At 63.6% G+C, this 14553-nt stretch carries 13 protein-coding genes and 1 tRNA gene; 1 reads left to right on the plus strand and 13 read right to left on the minus strand.

Translation table 11 applies throughout. The features are described 5' to 3' along the window. Positions 1–181: 181 nt before the first annotated feature. The 12 genes from SB659_RS02770 to SB659_RS02825 form a co-directional block, all read right to left on the minus strand. A tRNA-Asn gene (locus SB659_RS02770) sits at positions 182–254 on the minus strand. A 53-nt stretch (positions 255–307) separates the two neighbouring features. After that, the gene (dnaG, locus tag SB659_RS02775) at positions 308–2185 is read right to left on the minus strand and encodes a DNA primase (protein ID WP_410549414.1); all 1878 of its coding nucleotides are present in this window, start codon (positions 2183–2185) and stop codon (positions 308–310) included. A 67-nt stretch (positions 2186–2252) separates the two neighbouring features. After that, positions 2253–3569 carry a deoxyguanosinetriphosphate triphosphohydrolase gene (locus SB659_RS02780; RefSeq protein ID WP_284974505.1) on the minus strand — a complete coding sequence of 439 codons (1317 nt, stop codon included), beginning with the start codon at positions 3567–3569 and terminating at the stop codon, positions 2253–2255. Positions 3570–3628: 59 nt separating this feature from the next. Further along, complete coding sequence (dusB, locus tag SB659_RS02785; protein ID WP_284977836.1) at positions 3629–4810, minus strand: tRNA dihydrouridine synthase DusB; 1182 nt, start codon at positions 4808–4810, stop codon at positions 3629–3631. Positions 4811–4917: 107 nt separating this feature from the next. Continuing rightward, positions 4918–5529, minus strand: a complete 612-nt coding sequence (locus tag SB659_RS02790) for a response regulator (protein WP_284977835.1) — start codon at positions 5527–5529, stop codon at positions 4918–4920. Continuing rightward, positions 5526–6749: a sensor histidine kinase gene (locus tag SB659_RS02795; RefSeq protein WP_410549415.1), complete on the minus strand. Its 1224-nt coding sequence runs from the start codon at positions 6747–6749 to the stop codon at positions 5526–5528. The genes SB659_RS02790 and SB659_RS02795 overlap by 4 nt, the downstream gene beginning before the upstream one ends. A 31-nt stretch (positions 6750–6780) precedes the next feature. Continuing rightward, positions 6781–7557 (minus strand): ABC transporter permease, encoded by a 777-nt coding sequence (locus SB659_RS02800; protein WP_284977831.1) that lies wholly within the window; start codon positions 7555–7557, stop codon positions 6781–6783. Next, positions 7554–8528 carry an ABC transporter ATP-binding protein gene (locus SB659_RS02805; protein ID WP_284977829.1) on the minus strand — a complete coding sequence of 325 codons (975 nt, stop codon included), beginning with the start codon at positions 8526–8528 and terminating at the stop codon, positions 7554–7556. The genes SB659_RS02800 and SB659_RS02805 overlap by 4 nt, the downstream gene beginning before the upstream one ends. Before the next feature lie 142 nt (positions 8529–8670). Further along, entirely contained in the window at positions 8671–10059 is a 1389-nt protein-coding gene (locus SB659_RS02810) for a YibE/F family protein (protein ID WP_410549416.1), read from the minus strand. Between the two features lie 37 nt (positions 10060–10096). Then, positions 10097–11059, minus strand: a complete 963-nt coding sequence (locus tag SB659_RS02815) for a GNAT family N-acetyltransferase (RefSeq protein ID WP_284977825.1) — start codon at positions 11057–11059, stop codon at positions 10097–10099. A gap of 2 nt (positions 11060–11061) precedes the next feature. Continuing rightward, positions 11062–12447 (minus strand): glycine--tRNA ligase, encoded by a 1386-nt coding sequence (locus SB659_RS02820; RefSeq protein WP_284977823.1) that lies wholly within the window; start codon positions 12445–12447, stop codon positions 11062–11064. Positions 12448–12558: 111 nt separating this feature from the next. Then, positions 12559–13554 carry a DMT family transporter gene (locus SB659_RS02825; protein WP_284977822.1) on the minus strand — a complete coding sequence of 332 codons (996 nt, stop codon included), beginning with the start codon at positions 13552–13554 and terminating at the stop codon, positions 12559–12561. Between the two features lie 31 nt (positions 13555–13585). Here SB659_RS02825 and SB659_RS02830 point away from each other — a divergent pair, with 31 nt between their 5' ends. Next, on the plus strand, positions 13586–13813 hold the full coding sequence (locus SB659_RS02830; protein ID WP_284977821.1) for an RNA-binding S4 domain-containing protein: 228 nt from the start codon (positions 13586–13588) through the stop codon (positions 13811–13813). Here the strand turns inward: SB659_RS02830 and SB659_RS02835 are convergent. After that, positions 13810–14463, minus strand: coding sequence for an alpha/beta hydrolase (locus tag SB659_RS02835; protein ID WP_284977820.1), 654 nt, complete (start codon positions 14461–14463; stop codon positions 13810–13812). The two genes, SB659_RS02830 and SB659_RS02835, sit on opposite strands and share 4 nt — an antisense overlap. Positions 14464–14553: the final 90 nt, after the last annotated feature.

Here is a 14553-nt window from a genome sequence, read left to right on the forward strand (position 1 = left end):
ACTGGACTTGAACCAGTAACCCTTCGATTAACAGTCGAATGCTCTGCCAATTGAGCTACGGAGGAATGAAGCGGTTATGACTTTAGCAAAGGTTTGGCGGGAAGCGAAATCGCTCGTTTATACCCCCTGGGGGTATAAAAATACCCCCGCTCCAAGGAACTTGAAGCGGGGGTATTGCGCGCTCCTCCGACTGGACTTGAACCAGTAACCCTTCGATTAACAGTCGAATGCTCTGCCAATTGAGCTACGGAGGAATGAAGCGGTTACTAGCTTAACAGGGCACTTCGGGAAAACGAAATCGACTCCCTCAGGCCTCGGCGCGCAGGGATCGGCGCTCCATTTCAAGCTGCATCAGTTCGCGGTTCAGCCGTTGGAAGTCCTCCGGATGTGCCGCCGCGTCCAACCGTTGAAGCTGCCCCATCTTGTCCGCCTTGATCCTGGTGATCTGCAGTTCGAAGAGCCGGGCTAGGATGTCCCTGCAATACCTCGCCATCGCTTCAGGGGTGGTGGCAGGCAAGGGCGTCACCGCAAGCTCGGACACCAGGGGCCGGAGTGGCTCAGGGACTTCCTGCCTGATCTGCTCCACCCATGCCACAGGGTCTGCCACATGGGCGAGGCCGGCGGCCCTGATACCGGTATGAACGGCCGCATAGGCCGGCGTGGCAAAGTGGGAGGCTTCGAATCGCGCCCACGCGTCCCCACCGAGCACGGCTGGTTCCTGCAGGACCACCTCCAGGGCTTGGCGCTCCATCCCTGCGACAGGGTCCCGCGGATCGGGCCGCTGGAAAACAAGCCCGTTCGACGCCGGTGCTGCCGCCGCCGCCAGCTGTTCGGCGCCGCCGCTCCCACCCGCGGCGGCACGCTTGGCTGCTGCCCCAACGTACCGGCTGACCTCCTCGATGGGCATTCCGAGCCAGCCCGCGAGCTCGCGGGTGTAGCCAGGCCTGGTGGCCAAGTCGCGGATCTGCGCCACGACGGGTGCTGCCTCGCGAAGGGCTGCGACCCTGCCTTCAACCGTGTCCAGGTTATGCCGGCGGAGGGAAGCCCGGATAGCGAACTCGAAGAGCGGCTTCCGGCTGGCAATCAGCTCCCGGACCGCCGGGTCGCCTTTGAGCTGCCGGAGATCGCAGGGATCAGCACCGCTGGGCTCCACGGCAACATAGGTTTGGGCCACGAACCGCTGGTCTTCCTCAAAGGCCCGCAACGCTGCCTTCTGGCCTGCTTCGTCGCCGTCGAACGTGAAGACCACCTCACCACCTGTGCCGTCATCAGAGAGCAGCCGCCGGGCCACCTTGATGTGTTCGGCGCCGAACGCGGTACCGCAGGTGGCCACCGCCGTCGTGACCCCTGCCAAGTGGCAGGCCATGACGTCCGTGTACCCCTCGACCACCACGAGTTGACGTTCCTTGGCGATATTCCGTTTGGCGAGGTCGATCCCATAGAGGACCTGGGACTTTTTGTAGAGCGTGGTCTCCGGGGTGTTCAGGTACTTGGGGCCTTGATCGTCGTCGTACAGTTTGCGCGCACCGAAGCCGATGGTGTCGCCGGCGATGTCGCGGATTGGCCAGATAAGCCTGCCACGGAAGCGATCATAGATGCCCCTATTACCTTCCGAAAACATTCCCGTCAGTTTCAGCTCCACATCCGTGAAACCGCGCCCGCGCAGGTGCTTGAGCAGCGTATCCCAGCCTTGCGGTGCATAGCCGACGCCGAAATGCTCAGCAGCAGCGCGGTCAAAGCCGCGGCCGTGAAGGAAGTTGCGCGCCTCAGCCGCGCCAGGGGTCAGTAACTGCGCACGGAAGAACTCGTCTGCGATCTTGTGCGCGTCCAGCAGCCGCTGGCGTTTGCCCACTTCTTCCCGGCTGGGTCCGCTTCCGCCGTCCTCGTACCGGAGTTCGTAACCGATTCTGGCAGCGAGCTTTTCCACAGCTTCATGGAAAGAGCTGTGATCCATTTTCTGGACGAAGGAGATGGCGTCGCCATCCTCACCACACCCGAAACAGTGATAGCGGCCCACTTGGGGGCGGACAGTAAAGGAAGGTGACCGTTCATCGTGGAAGGGGCACAGGCCTTTGAAACTGCCTAGCCCGGCACCCTTGAGCGTCACGTAACCGTCAACGACTTCCTTGATGTCCGTGCGCTGGCGTACTTCGTCGATATCTTCACGTTTGATCAGGCCAGCCACGTGACCATCCTAGTCTCTGCGGGGCGGCGGTTAACGCGGGTTCGCAGCCTCAGCTGGCGGGCGCCGGCTACCACAAGGACGGAAGACTACCCACCAACCGCTCATGCATCGCCATGGCTGAGACGTCCGTCAGGGAGGCCACTTGGTCGATGACGACGCGAAGCCGCGCACCGTCGTCGACGGCGTCGCGCCAGTCCGCGGCGAACATCGGCTCGAGGTGGCGGTCGCCAGTAGCGTTGAGGACGCCAACGAGGGCATGCAGCACTTCCCGCTGACGCTCATACACGGGCTGGCGGTGATCGGTGGAGATGACGAAAGTAGTGGCGAGACCCTTCAGGACCGCGATCTCCGTCACCGTATCCGCGGGAACCATGAGCTCGGCATCGTAGCGGGTGAGGTTGGCCGGCCCGAAATGGTCACGCGTAGTGCCCATGGCGCTCTGGCAGAAGCGACCGATCAGCTGGCTGGTCATGTCTTTCAGGGCTGCCATGGACTTCCGGCTGCCATCTGCTTCACGCACCCACACCGGGGTGGCCTCGAGCCTGGCAAGCGCGGCGTCGATCTCGGCGGGGTCGTTGTGCGGGAGGTACCACTGCTTGGTGTAGCCCACCACGCGGGCACGATGGTCCGGATTGTCCAGCCACTTGAGCTGGAAGTGCCCGGCAACGATGGCGTCTTCGACGTCGTGGACGGAGTAGGAGATGTCATCTGCCAGGTCCATCACCTGGGCTTCTATGCAGGAGCGGTTGCCCGGAGCCCCTTCGCGGAGCCATTCGAACACCGGTAAATCGTCCTCATACGCGCCGAACTTACTGGTGCGGTGGCCGTGGATGACAGGCGCGTCGACGGCGGACCACGGGTACTTGGAGGCGGCGTCCAGGCTTGCACGGGTCAAGTTGAGTCCGGCCGGCCTGCCATCGCCACTGAGGACCTTGGGTTCCAGCCGCGTCAGCAGCCGCAGGGTTTGGGCGTTGCCTTCGAAACCACCGATGGCGTGGGCGACCTCGTTGAGGGCGGATTCGCCGTTGTGTCCGAACGGCGGATGCCCGAGGTCGTGGCTCAGGCACGCCGTGTCCACAACGTCCGGATCACACCCCAAGGAACGGCCCAGTTCCCGGCCAACTTGGGCAACCTCCAGGCTGTGCGTCAGGCGGGTGCGGACAAAGTCGTCTGTATCCGGCGCCACCACCTGTGTTTTGGCACCGAGCCTGCGCAGCGCCGAGGAGTGCAGGACACGCGCCCGGTCCCGCTCAAAATCCGAACGGTACGTGGTCTTGCGGGGTTCCTCGACCCAACGCGCGGAATCCGCTTCGGTATAGCCCGGGATCGCCAGCACGTAATCGTGTGCCGTTCCGTTCCGGCCAATCATCGCTTCGGTTCCCATGGGTAGCTGCCTCCTTCAAGCGCCGCGGTGCTTCTTGAGCCAGTCTTGCACGTATAGGGCTAGCCGCCCGACACGTCCAGCTCTGCTGCGGAGATGTCCGCGCTTTGTTCAGCATTCAGCTGGCGGCTTACCAGCCAGTCCTTGGGCAGGGCAGGCTTCTTGGGGGAACCGGCGCGGCCGCGCGGGCCCTCGGAATCGACCCCCGGGTATGGCAAATCCATGTCCAGTTCATCGAGGAGCGCGCGCAGCACCTCGAGGGTGGGCACCTGGGCCAGCTTGGCCCGAAGCTCGCCACCCACCACGTAGCCTTTGAAGTACCAGGCCATATGTTTGCGGATTTCGCGAAGCGCCTTGTATTCGTCGTTGCCAAACGTCTCCACCATGAGCTCGGCGTGCCGGTAGACTCCCTCGGCCACTTCCCGTAGACCCGGACGGTGCCGCTGGTCGCTGCCTTCAAAGGCGGCTTGGAGGTCGCCGAACAGCCACGGCCGGCCTTGGCATCCACGGCCAACCACCACGCCGTCGACGCCGGTTTCGCGCACCATGCGCACGGCGTCCTCTGCGGACCAGATATCGCCGTTGCCCAACACAGGGATGTCGGGGAGGGCCTCACGGAGGCGCGCGATGGCCGACCAGTCCGCTTGGCCGGAGTAGAACTGCGCGGCAGTGCGGCCGTGCAGGGCGACGGCGGCAACGCCGGAGTCGCGGGCGATGCGGCCGGCGTCGAGATATGTCAGGTGGTCCTCGTCGATGCCTTTGCGCATCTTGATGGTGAGGGGAATGCCGCCCTTGGAGGCTTCCTTCACCGCCGTTTGCACGATCGAGGTGAACAGGTCGATCTTCCATGGCAGGGCGGAACCGCCACCGCGGCGGGTGACTTTGGGGACAGGGCAGCCGAAGTTGAGGTCGATGTGGTCTGCGCGGTCTTCTTCGACCAGCATCCGCACAGCGGCGCCTACCGTGACGGGATCCACGCCGTAGAGCTGCACCGAGCGGACTTTCTCGTCCTCGTCATGGGAAATGATGCGCAGTGATTCGGGGGTGCGTTCCACCAAAGCCCGTGAGGTCACCATCTCGGCAACGTAGAGTCCTCCGCCGTATTCGCGGCAAAGTCGTCGGAAAGCTGAGTTGGTGATGCCGGCCATCGGAGCAAGGATGACCGGGGTGTCCACGGTGATCCCACCGAGCTTCAAAGGCGGGAGCTCAAGCTTAGGTGCAGGGGGCGTCGCTACTACAGTCACCCGTCCATTGTCTCAAATACGGGCAAATCGGGATCCCGGCCCTAGAGAAGCCAGCCCCAGTCCTTAGAGAAGCCAGCCCCAGTCCTTAGAGAAGCCAACCCCAGTCCTTAGAGAAGCCAACCATTGTCCTCTGCCAGCCGCACTGCCTCCGCGCGGGTTCGGGCCCCCGTCTTTGCCATCGCCGCGGACAGATAGTTGCGGACGGTGCCCTCCGAAAGCAGGGCTGCTTTGGCAATATCGGCCACCGTGCCGCCGTCGGACGCTGCCTTGAGTACCTCCGCTTCCCGTTCGGTCAGCGGACTGTCCCCGGAGGCCAAGGACTCGGCGGCGAGCCCTGGATCAACCACGCGCAGGCCAGCGTGGACCCGCCGCACTGCCTCGGCGAGTTGCCGGGCCGGAGTGTCTTTCACGACGAACCCGGAAGCACCGGCAAGCATGGCCCGTTTGAGGTATCCCGGGCGGCCAAATGTGGTGACCATCAGGACGCGGCACCCCGGCGCCGCTTGCCGGACGGCGGCCGCGGCACTGATCCCGTCAAGCCCGGGCATTTCGACGTCGAGCATCGCGACGTCTGCGGAATGTTCCACGACGGCGTCCGCCACGCCGGTTCCGTCGCCCAACTCGGCGACCACCTCGATGTCCGGTTCCAATCCCAGGAGCGCCGCTAACGCGCCGCGCACCAATGCCTGATCGTCCGCGATAACCAAACGGATACTCATACTTCGGCAGCCAATCTGAACCCTCCAAGGTCGCTCTTGCCCACGCAGACGTTGCCTCCGGCGGCCATTACTCTTTCACGGATTCCGGTCAGGCCGTTCCCGAAGGATCCGGCCGTGCCCGGTCCCACGCCGTCGTCCTCCACGGAAACTTCCGACGCCGTCAACCGGACCCGGCATTGCTTGGCACCGGAGTGCCGCACCACATTCGTGACGCCTTCGCGCAGCACCCAGCCAAAGAGTTCGCGGTGGCGTGCCGGTACCGCATCGACCGTGGCGGGAAGGTCTGCGGTTATGCCGGCGGACTCCAAAGCTGTTCGCGCTACCGCCAGTTCGGCCAGGACGTTGACACCGCGATACCCCGCCACGGTGGCGCGTACATCTGCGAGCGCTCCCCGGGCGAGGTCCTGCACGGCCGCAATTTCCGCGGCGGCCCTCCGGAGCGGCGCAGCGTCCACGGAAGCGGACGCGGACGCCGGATCGGCGCCTGACGCCGTCTCGAGCATCCTCGCGGCGAGCTCCGCTTTGACGGCGATGACGGTCAGCGAGTGGCCGAGGATGTCATGCATGTCACGGGCAACGCGGCTCCGCTCCGCGGCGACGGCGGCTTCCGCCAACTCGGTCTGAGCAGCCCGTAGCTGGACGGTTTTTCGGATCGACCTGGCGAAGGAGCACATCATCAAACCGAGGGAGACAATGAGTGCCGGCTGGAAGAAGGCCTGGTCCTGGTTGCCCGTCAGCAGTTGGGTAGCCAGGGACGCACCAGCGAGGACACCGATGAGGACGTAATCGACCCGGGACGGCAGCGGCATCATGGCGATGGCGCAGGCGAGGAAAGGCCACGTCCAGAGCGCCTCTACGCCCACCAGGTAAATCACTATCGCGTTGAGGGCACCCAGGACACCAATGCACGCGAGCCCGGCCCGCACGCCCCGCTCCCTGCAGAACATCGGAAGCACAGCATACGCGCCGAAAAAGGCCACCAAGGATCCGGATGCAGCCGCCTTCCACGCAAGTGGCCCATCCACGGACCAAACCTGGTTCCACGTTGGTCCGGCCCAGAGAATGATCGAGAACGCGGCCCCGATGAACCAACCCCTGGGCCCGGGCCCGCGGAGTCCTGCGCTGCTGAGCCCAGGGCCGCGGATCCCCGAAGCGTTGAGTCCCCGAGCGTTGAGCCCGGGCGCACGTCGCTTGGCCCTCCGAATCGCGGTTGTTGTCATTGGTCCCCCTGGTGGCGGTGCAGATTCGAGGTTAGACACGCTGGGTATCGCGTCGGAAGGCCATGGCAGCGCCGCCGACAAAGAGCGCCAGCCACACAACGACGTTGACGATCCACATGACATCGAATTCGCCGGTGATGGGGCTCCTTGCGAGCTGGCCGATCCCGTATGCCGGGGTGAACTTGGCAATCTGGCCGAAGGTGTCCCCCATGATTTCAATCGGCATGAAAAGCCCGCCAAGCATCGCCAGGATCGCCAGTGCCGGGCCAAGGATCTGCATCACGTTCTGGCTTGGCATCAAGTACCCTACGAACAGTCCCAGAGCGGCGAACACCAGGGAACCAACCCACGCCGTCAACCCCGCTACCAACCATGTCTGGGCATCCATGGTCACCCCCGCCGCCGCTCCGATGATGAACTGGGCTATCACTGCCACGAAGGACAGGGTCAGCGCCGCGGCCGCTTTGACGGCTATGTAGGCTCCCGGCAACAGCGGGGTCAGGCGCAGTTGGCGGCTCCAGCCCTGGGCCCGTTCCACCGCAACTTGGCTACCGGCGCCGGTGGCTGCCGTCATGGCCGCATACACCGTGAGGCTGATGAGGATGTACTGCCCGTAACTGTGGCCGTTCGGCAGCAGCTTGTCCTTATTGGACAAGCCGAAGATGAAGAAGAAAATCGCCGGCATGAAGACCGTGAACATGATGGTCCTGCGATTGCGGAGCATCCTCTTGATCTCGATCCACAGAAACGTCGTGTTGACCCCGCCCGCGGAGGGTTTCCGGTCCTGGATGGCTGGTACCTGGGTCATGCCCGGTCTCCTTCGAACGCGCGCTGGGTTGCTTGAGTGTTTGGTTCGTCAGCGGTGTTTACTTCGTCCGCGGTGATTGGTTCGTCCGCGGTCAGTGCCACAAACGCCTCCTCGAGGTTGTTCGCCACAACCTCAAGATCGTGAGCTCCGGTGGAGTTGAGCAGGAAGCGGACCACCGAATCGGAGTCGGACGTGCGGATGGTGACGCGTCCGGCGTCGTACTCCACCCGGTCAGTTGGCGGCAGTCCAGCCAGCAGGCCCTGCTCTGCAGCGGGCAAGCTCGCCCGCACGGTCCTGCCGGATGCCAGGTTCTTGACCTGCGCGGCAGTACCGTCGGCAACGATGCTTCCTTGCCGGACCAGCACGATCCGGTCCGCGTAGGCATCGGCTTCCTCAAGGTAGTGGGTGGCGAAGATGACCGTGCGTCCCCGCGAGGCGTCAGCCCTGATAGCCGCCCAGAAGTCGCGGCGTCCGGCGACGTCCATGCCAGTGGTCGGCTCATCCAGGATGAGCAAACCCGGATCGGAGACCAGGGCCATGGCAAAACGTAGGCGCTGTTGCTGGCCTCCCGAGCACTTCTCCACTTTCCTATCTGCAATGTCCAGGATCCCGGCCCGTGTCAGCACTTCCTCGACGGGGCGGGATGAATCGAACATGGCGGCGGTGAGCTGGACCGTCTCGCGGACAGTGATGTCACGCAACAACCCACCGGTCTGCATGACAGCTGCCACCTGCCCCCGTGCGATGGCCCCTCGCGGAGTGTGGCCGAAGATCGACACCTCGCCCCGGTCCGGGGAACTGAGTCCCAGGATCATGTCGATAGTGGTGGTTTTCCCGGCACCGTTAGGTCCGAGGAACGCCACCACCTCGCCTTGCTGAACGGTCAAATCCAGGCCGCGGACGGCACGGACCTTCCCAAAGCTCTTATGAAGCCCGGTGGCGTGGACGGCCGGGACGGCTGCTGTGGTCATGGTTTTCCCTCTGCTTGATTGTTCTTCAACAATTCAAGCCGCAAAACTGCTCCTGCACCCCTGAACGGTGTCACTTTTTGGGGATGACAAATGTCATCAGGCGTGTGGGTTGCAGAAGTTCAGCGCCGCTCAGTTTCGCTGTTCAGCGCCGTTCCGCTTCCCGCCGTGCCCGGCGACTTCCGACGACGACGGCCGCTGCGGAGAGTTCGCCCGAATCCTTCAGGTCTTCGGCAGCAACACGGGGCGCACCCGCAGGCTCCAGGCGCTTCGATCCGGTGGCTTTGACCACAAGGACGCCGATCAAGGTGGTCACGGGGATGGCCAGGACCAAACCGATGGACCCTACCAGGGTGCGGATGACTTCCTCTGAGAGTTCTGCGCTGGTCAACGCATCCACGAGGGGCCGGTCATAGAGCATGACGATGATGAGTATCGGCAGGGCGGCACCGGCGTAGGCGAAAGCAATCGTGTACACGGTGGAGGCGATGTGGTCCCGGCCGATCCGCATCGCTGAGGAAAACAGCTTCCGGGCACTGGAGTGGGGCGCGAGTTCATAGAGTTCCCATACCGCTGCCGACTGGGTGATGGTGACGTCGTTCAGGACGCCGAGGCCTGAGATGATGAGGCCGCAGAGCACGATGCCGGAAATCGACATCTTGTCCGACATGTTGATGAGGGTTGCGGCGTCATGATTTCCAACTCCGGCGAGGTTGGCGGCGTCGGTAGCCCAGGCGGCCAAGAGCGCTGTGATTCCCAAACCAAAAATGGTGCCCAAAAGGGCCGTTGATGTCCGGGCCGAGAATCCATGCGCGAAATAGAGGACTCCTATCATGATCACCGTGGACCCGACCAGGGCAAACAGCAACGGCGGCTTCCCTTCCACCAGGCCCGGCAGGATGAAGCCGACCAGCACAAAGTACGCGCCAACCAGCCCCAGAAGGGCCCGGAGCCCCCGCCATCGGGCGACGGCGATAACCACCACGGCGTAGAGCACCGCGAGCAGCGCAATCGGCAGCGTCCGCACGAAGTCGACAAAGACGTACGACGGCGAGCCGTTGCCCGCGTTTGCGCCTTGGACGGCCGAAAGGTTTAGGTAACGAATGGGATCGCCAACCTTGACGCCGTGCGACTTGGCAACATCCGGGTTGATCACCACCTTGACCGTGGCACCGCCTTTGTCCGGTTCGGTGATGGCGAATGTGCATTGGGACCCGGCCCCCTGGCCGCTGCCTGCCTGGGGACCGGCCGTCTGACCCGTTGGTGTTTGGCCTGTTTGTGTACAGCTCTCCAGCGCCACACTCTGGATCTTTCCGGTATCGAACGTGACTCCCGGAGCAGCCTGGTACGGGCTCGCAAACGAGATATTGTCCCGGTTTCCGGAAGGCCACATCAGCACCATGGCCACGAGGGTGAGCAGACCCAGAGGCACGAGGACTGCAGCCAAAAGCCGGTTGGCCCTCTTACGTGAAGCCAAGGCCTGTGGAGTCGGCTCGGAATCTCCGGCATCGCCGTGGGAGTGACCGTGACCCATCAGATACAAAACCTCATCGGATAACCCTAGCCGCGGCTCAGTCGCTAACGATCAGTGTGTCTGCCCCGCGCACGCGGGCCCTGCCGGATTCCAAGAGAGGTTCAAGGACCGTCCGCAAGGCAGTCATCGAATCGTCGACCTCCAGCAACACAGGGTGCTGGTAGGCGATCAGGGCCAAAAGGTCCCGCACGGCGAAGGCTGCGTCCTCGTCGGAGAGGGACGGGTCATGCCCCAAGAACACATCCGAAGGTTCATCCGAAGTACCTTGCGCGTAGCTGATGGCGAACGCCTGGATCTTGCCCTTGCGGCTCGCCGGAATGCCCTGGCCAAAGGCGCTTGCCTTGGGCGCCCGCAGCACGATTGCGCCATGGGCTCCGGCGAGGTCGTGCAGGAACAAGCGCTGCACTGTGGCGATGCTCAACTCCCCCGGGCTGTCCCAGTGGTGGACATGTGAGTAGTACTTACCCACCACGTCACTCAACTCCACCGATCCGGTTGCCAAATCCTCCACGCGCTCGGAAGCGGCTTCCTCGGAACCATCCCCAAAACGCGGGAGGTTCAGCGGCTCCGGTTCCACGACGACCAACTGGGAACGCTGGATCGGGGCAAGCCCGGCGGCCGCGGCAAAAGCCGCCCCGGCCGTATCCGGTTCCACCTTGCTCCGCAATTTGATAACGCCCGACGGCGAGTGCCCGGCTTCACGGCGAAGCATAGCCAGGAGGGTACCTCCGACGCCGTTGCGCCGGTGGTCCTTGGCCACCTCGATGTACGCCCATAGGCGTTCGGGGTGCAGCGATGCCTCGTGGACCACGCCGGCGGCAACGGGAATCCGCACGCCGTCCACCACGTCTTCGGCCACGATGCATCGGCGCCAAGGCTGGTTGCTCGACGGCGCCAAGGCTGCACGGAACTGCTCAGCCGGCAGCGTTTCCGGGCCGCCCCAGATTTCCAGGAGGGCGAGGTCGTCGCCTTCCTTCCATTCGCGGTATTCCAACGCCACGGTCAGGCGCCGATCAGCCGTGCGGCCAGGTAGGACTCAACCTTGTCCAAGGAAACACGTTCCTGGCTCATGGTGTCACGCTCACGGATGGTGACGGCCTGGTCCTCGAGGGTGTCGAAGTCTACGGTGATGCAGAACGGGGTACCGATTTCGTCCTGGCGACGGTAGCGGCGGCCGATCGCACCGGCGTCGTCAAAATCGATGTTCCAGTTCTTGCGCAACTGCGCGCCCAGCGCCTTGGCCTTCGGGGAGAGGTCCTCGTTGCGGCTCAACGGAAGGACGGCAGCCTTGACCGGGGCCAGGCGCGGGTCCAGTTTCAGTACCGTACGGACGTCGACGCCGCCCTTGGCGTTGGGTGCCTCGTCTTCTGTGTAGGCGTCAATCAGGAAAGCCATGAAGGAGCGGGTCAGGCCGGCAGCGGGTTCAATGACGAACGGGGTGTACCGCTCGTTGGTGGCCTGGTTGAAGTAGCTCAAATCCGTTCCCGAAGCCTTGGCGTGCGTGGAAAGGTCGAAGTCCGTGCGGTTAGCGATGCCCTCAAGCTCGCCCCACTCGGAGCCTTGGAAGCCGAAGCGGTACTCGATGTCCGTGGTGCCCTTGGAGTAGTGGCTCAGCTTTTCCAGCGGGTGCTCAAAGAACCGGAGGTTGTCCTCACGGATGCCCAGATCCGTGTACCAGGACATGCGTTCCTTCATCCAGTACTGGTGCCACTCTTCGTCCGTGCCGGGTTCTACGAAGAACTCCATTTCCATCTGCTCGAACTCGCGTGTGCGGAAGATGAAGTTGCCCGGGGTGATCTCGTTACGGAAGGACTTGCCGATCTGGCCGATGCCGAACGGCGGCTTTTTCCGCGAGGTGGTGAGGACGTTGTTAAAGTTCACGAAAATGCCCTGTGCCGTTTCCGGGCGGAGGTAGTGCATGCCTTCATCGCTGGCCACCGGGCCGAGGAAGGTCTTGAGGAGGCCGGAGAACTCCTGCGGTTCGGTCCACTGGCCACGGGTTCCGCAGTTAGCGCAGACAATGTCCGCGAGGCCGTTTTCGGCCGGGCGGCCCTTCTTTTCCTCGTATTCTTCTTCGAGGTGGTCCGCACGGTAGCGCTTGTGGCAGGAGAGGCATTCCACCAGGGGGTCGGAGAACACCTCGACGTGACCGGAAGCTTCCCATACCTGGCGGGGAAGGATGACGGAGGAATCCAGTCCTACAACGTCTTCACGGCCGCGGACCATGCTCTGCCACCACTGGCGCTTGATGTTTTCCTTCAGTTCCGCACCAAGGGGGCCGTAGTCCCATGCTGAGCGGGAGCCACCATAGATTTCACCGGCCTGGAAGACAAAGCCCCTCCGCTTGGAGAGGGAAATGACCTGGTCAAGGACGGATTTTGCTGCCATGGGGTGCTCCATTTGTTCTACAGGGCCGCTGGGTGCGGTCCGCGGTTGTGTTCCCCTGGTTCCGGACGCGGGTGTCCGGCGGGGCGCTCGGGATAGGTACTGCGTTCTAGCCTACCGGCCTTTGGCCGCTGGTTTTCGTGCGAAAGCTCCCCTGGGCCAGGGCAGCGTGGCCACGATGATCGCGGCGAGCGTGAGGACCGTGCCCAGCACCGTGGGCAAGGCGACCACCGTACCGGGACTAGGGATCACGACGTCGAGCACCAACGAACCCACCAGCTGCCCGGCGATCATGCCCAGCCCCGTGATGAGCACGCCGAGGCTGCGGACCAGCAGGGCCGCCAGGCCAATGAAAAGGCATCCCATGGGGCCGCCGAGGTAGTACCACCACTCCGTTGGAAGCGGATTCCCGGGGCCGGCCACAGCCAGCTTGATGACCCAGGCGACCCATAGGATGGCGGACCCTGCGAGGAAGTTCACCAAAGTCGCCGCAAGGGGCGTCCCGTAGTGCACCGTAGCGGTTCCATTCATGGCCTGCTGGAAACTCATGAGGAACCCCGCCACCAAGGGCAGCAGCACAGGCAGCACAAGGGACGCAATGTCCGCCGCGCCACCGAAGCGCGGGGAAACTGCCCAGGCGACGGCGGCAACGGTCAGGATGCTGCCCAGTACCCGGATACCCGTGATGGGGCGCTTTCCACCGGGACCGATGCCCATGCGATCCACCAGCAACCCGCTGAGGGTTTGCCCGGTCACGGCGGCGACCGTGAACAGTGCTACCCCCAGCAAGGCAATGGTGAAGGACTGGGCGCACACGAATAACGCGCCTATAGCTCCCGCGGTGACGTAAAAGCGCGGAAAGCTACGGTTCCGGACAGCGGGGATGATGCGCTGCAGCCCTGACCGGCCTTTGGACGTGGCCAGTGAGACAGCACCGATGACGATCAGCCCTGTGGTGAAACTCACCACAGCAGCAGCGATGCCATCGTTCAATCTGCCCCCCAGGGCTCCGTTGATCCTTCCCTGAAGGGGAATGACCAGTCCGGTAGCTACTGCGATAGGGAGGCCAAGGGCGAGCGGGAGGGCGGGTCGGGAAGAAGGCTGCGGCACTGTCACACCCTACTTCAGGCATCATTGCTGTATGAGCAATCCGGAAATCGAAGAGGTCCCCATCCGTGACGACATGATCCGTCTCGGCCAACTGCTGAAGCTCGCCAACTTGGTGGAGGACGGCGTGGAAGCAACGGAGCTCATCAAGAATGGCTTGGTCAAAGTCAATGGTGAAATCGATGAACGTCGCGGCCGCCAACTCCGTGCCGGCGATACCGTGACCGTCAACGGCCAGACGGTCCGAATCACCTCCGCCTAGGAATTGCTCAGGACCTTGTGGGTCAGGAACTCCCCCACATGGCCGATCTCCTGCTGGTTGATGCCATGCCACATCCCGGTGTACAGCACCTTGGTGAGGTCGACGTGGCTGCGGACCCACCCCATGGTGTAGTCGATCTTGTCTGCCGTGATGACCGGGTCCTGCTGGTCCCGGCCCCAGAACATGGGGACGGATCCGTCGAGCTCGGCGTCCCGGAAGGCGGCATCGGCGCCGGCGTCGATCACGAACCCTGAAAGCCCGACGACGGCGGCGAAGTCCGCAGGCCGGTAGCGGAGCATGGTGGTGGCCATGGCCATGCCCATGGAGAAGCCCAACAGCGTCACGGACGGGTGGTTGGCCTTGACGGTGTCCAGCCATTCCAGCGCGTACTCGGCGGCGAGCTTCACGGCGTCGAGCGAATACTCGATGGAAGCCGTCAGCGGGAACCACGAAAATCCCGGACCCGTGGGCAACGGTGCGCGCAGCGCCGCCACCACGAAGCCCTCGGGCAACAGGCCCGCCAGGCTGAAAAGATCTTCCTCGTTGGAGCCGTAACCATGCAGCAGGACCAAAAGGGGCTTGCCGGCGCGTTCGGCTTCATTGTGGGACCACAGGACAACGGGCGCGGGAAATGCAGCGGCTTCAGTCATGAGGACTATTCTTGCAGTTACCGGTAAGTAGCTACTGCCGGTGACACTTTTTGCAGCAAGCGTTGGAGGCGACGCAGGTAAAGAGGCAGG

Source organism: Arthrobacter sp. SIMBA_036, from assembly GCF_046535135.1.
Taxonomy (GTDB): domain Bacteria; phylum Actinomycetota; class Actinomycetes; order Actinomycetales; family Micrococcaceae; genus Arthrobacter.

Excerpts from the sequence above, each read along its gene's own strand:
- SB659_RS02780 (WP_284974505.1), bottom strand. The coding sequence starts at position 3,569 with ATGGGAACCGAAGCGATGATTGGCCGGAACGGAACGGCACACGATTAC.
- SB659_RS02790 (WP_284977835.1), bottom strand. The coding sequence starts at position 5,529 with ATGAGTATCCGTTTGGTTATCGCGGACGATCAGGCATTGGTGCGCGGC.
- SB659_RS02795 (WP_410549415.1), bottom strand. The coding sequence starts at position 6,749 with ATGACAACAACCGCGATTCGGAGGGCCAAGCGACGTGCGCCCGGGCTC.
- SB659_RS02800 (WP_284977831.1), bottom strand. The coding sequence starts at position 7,557 with ATGACCCAGGTACCAGCCATCCAGGACCGGAAACCCTCCGCGGGCGGG.
- SB659_RS02805 (WP_284977829.1), bottom strand. The coding sequence starts at position 8,528 with ATGACCACAGCAGCCGTCCCGGCCGTCCACGCCACCGGGCTTCATAAG.
- SB659_RS02810 (WP_410549416.1), bottom strand. The coding sequence starts at position 10,059 with ATGGGTCACGGTCACTCCCACGGCGATGCCGGAGATTCCGAGCCGACT.
- SB659_RS02820 (WP_284977823.1), bottom strand. The coding sequence starts at position 12,447 with ATGGCAGCAAAATCCGTCCTTGACCAGGTCATTTCCCTCTCCAAGCGG.
- SB659_RS02830 (WP_284977821.1), top strand. The coding sequence starts at position 13,586 with ATGAGCAATCCGGAAATCGAAGAGGTCCCCATCCGTGACGACATGATC.
- SB659_RS02835 (WP_284977820.1), bottom strand. The coding sequence starts at position 14,463 with ATGACTGAAGCCGCTGCATTTCCCGCGCCCGTTGTCCTGTGGTCCCAC.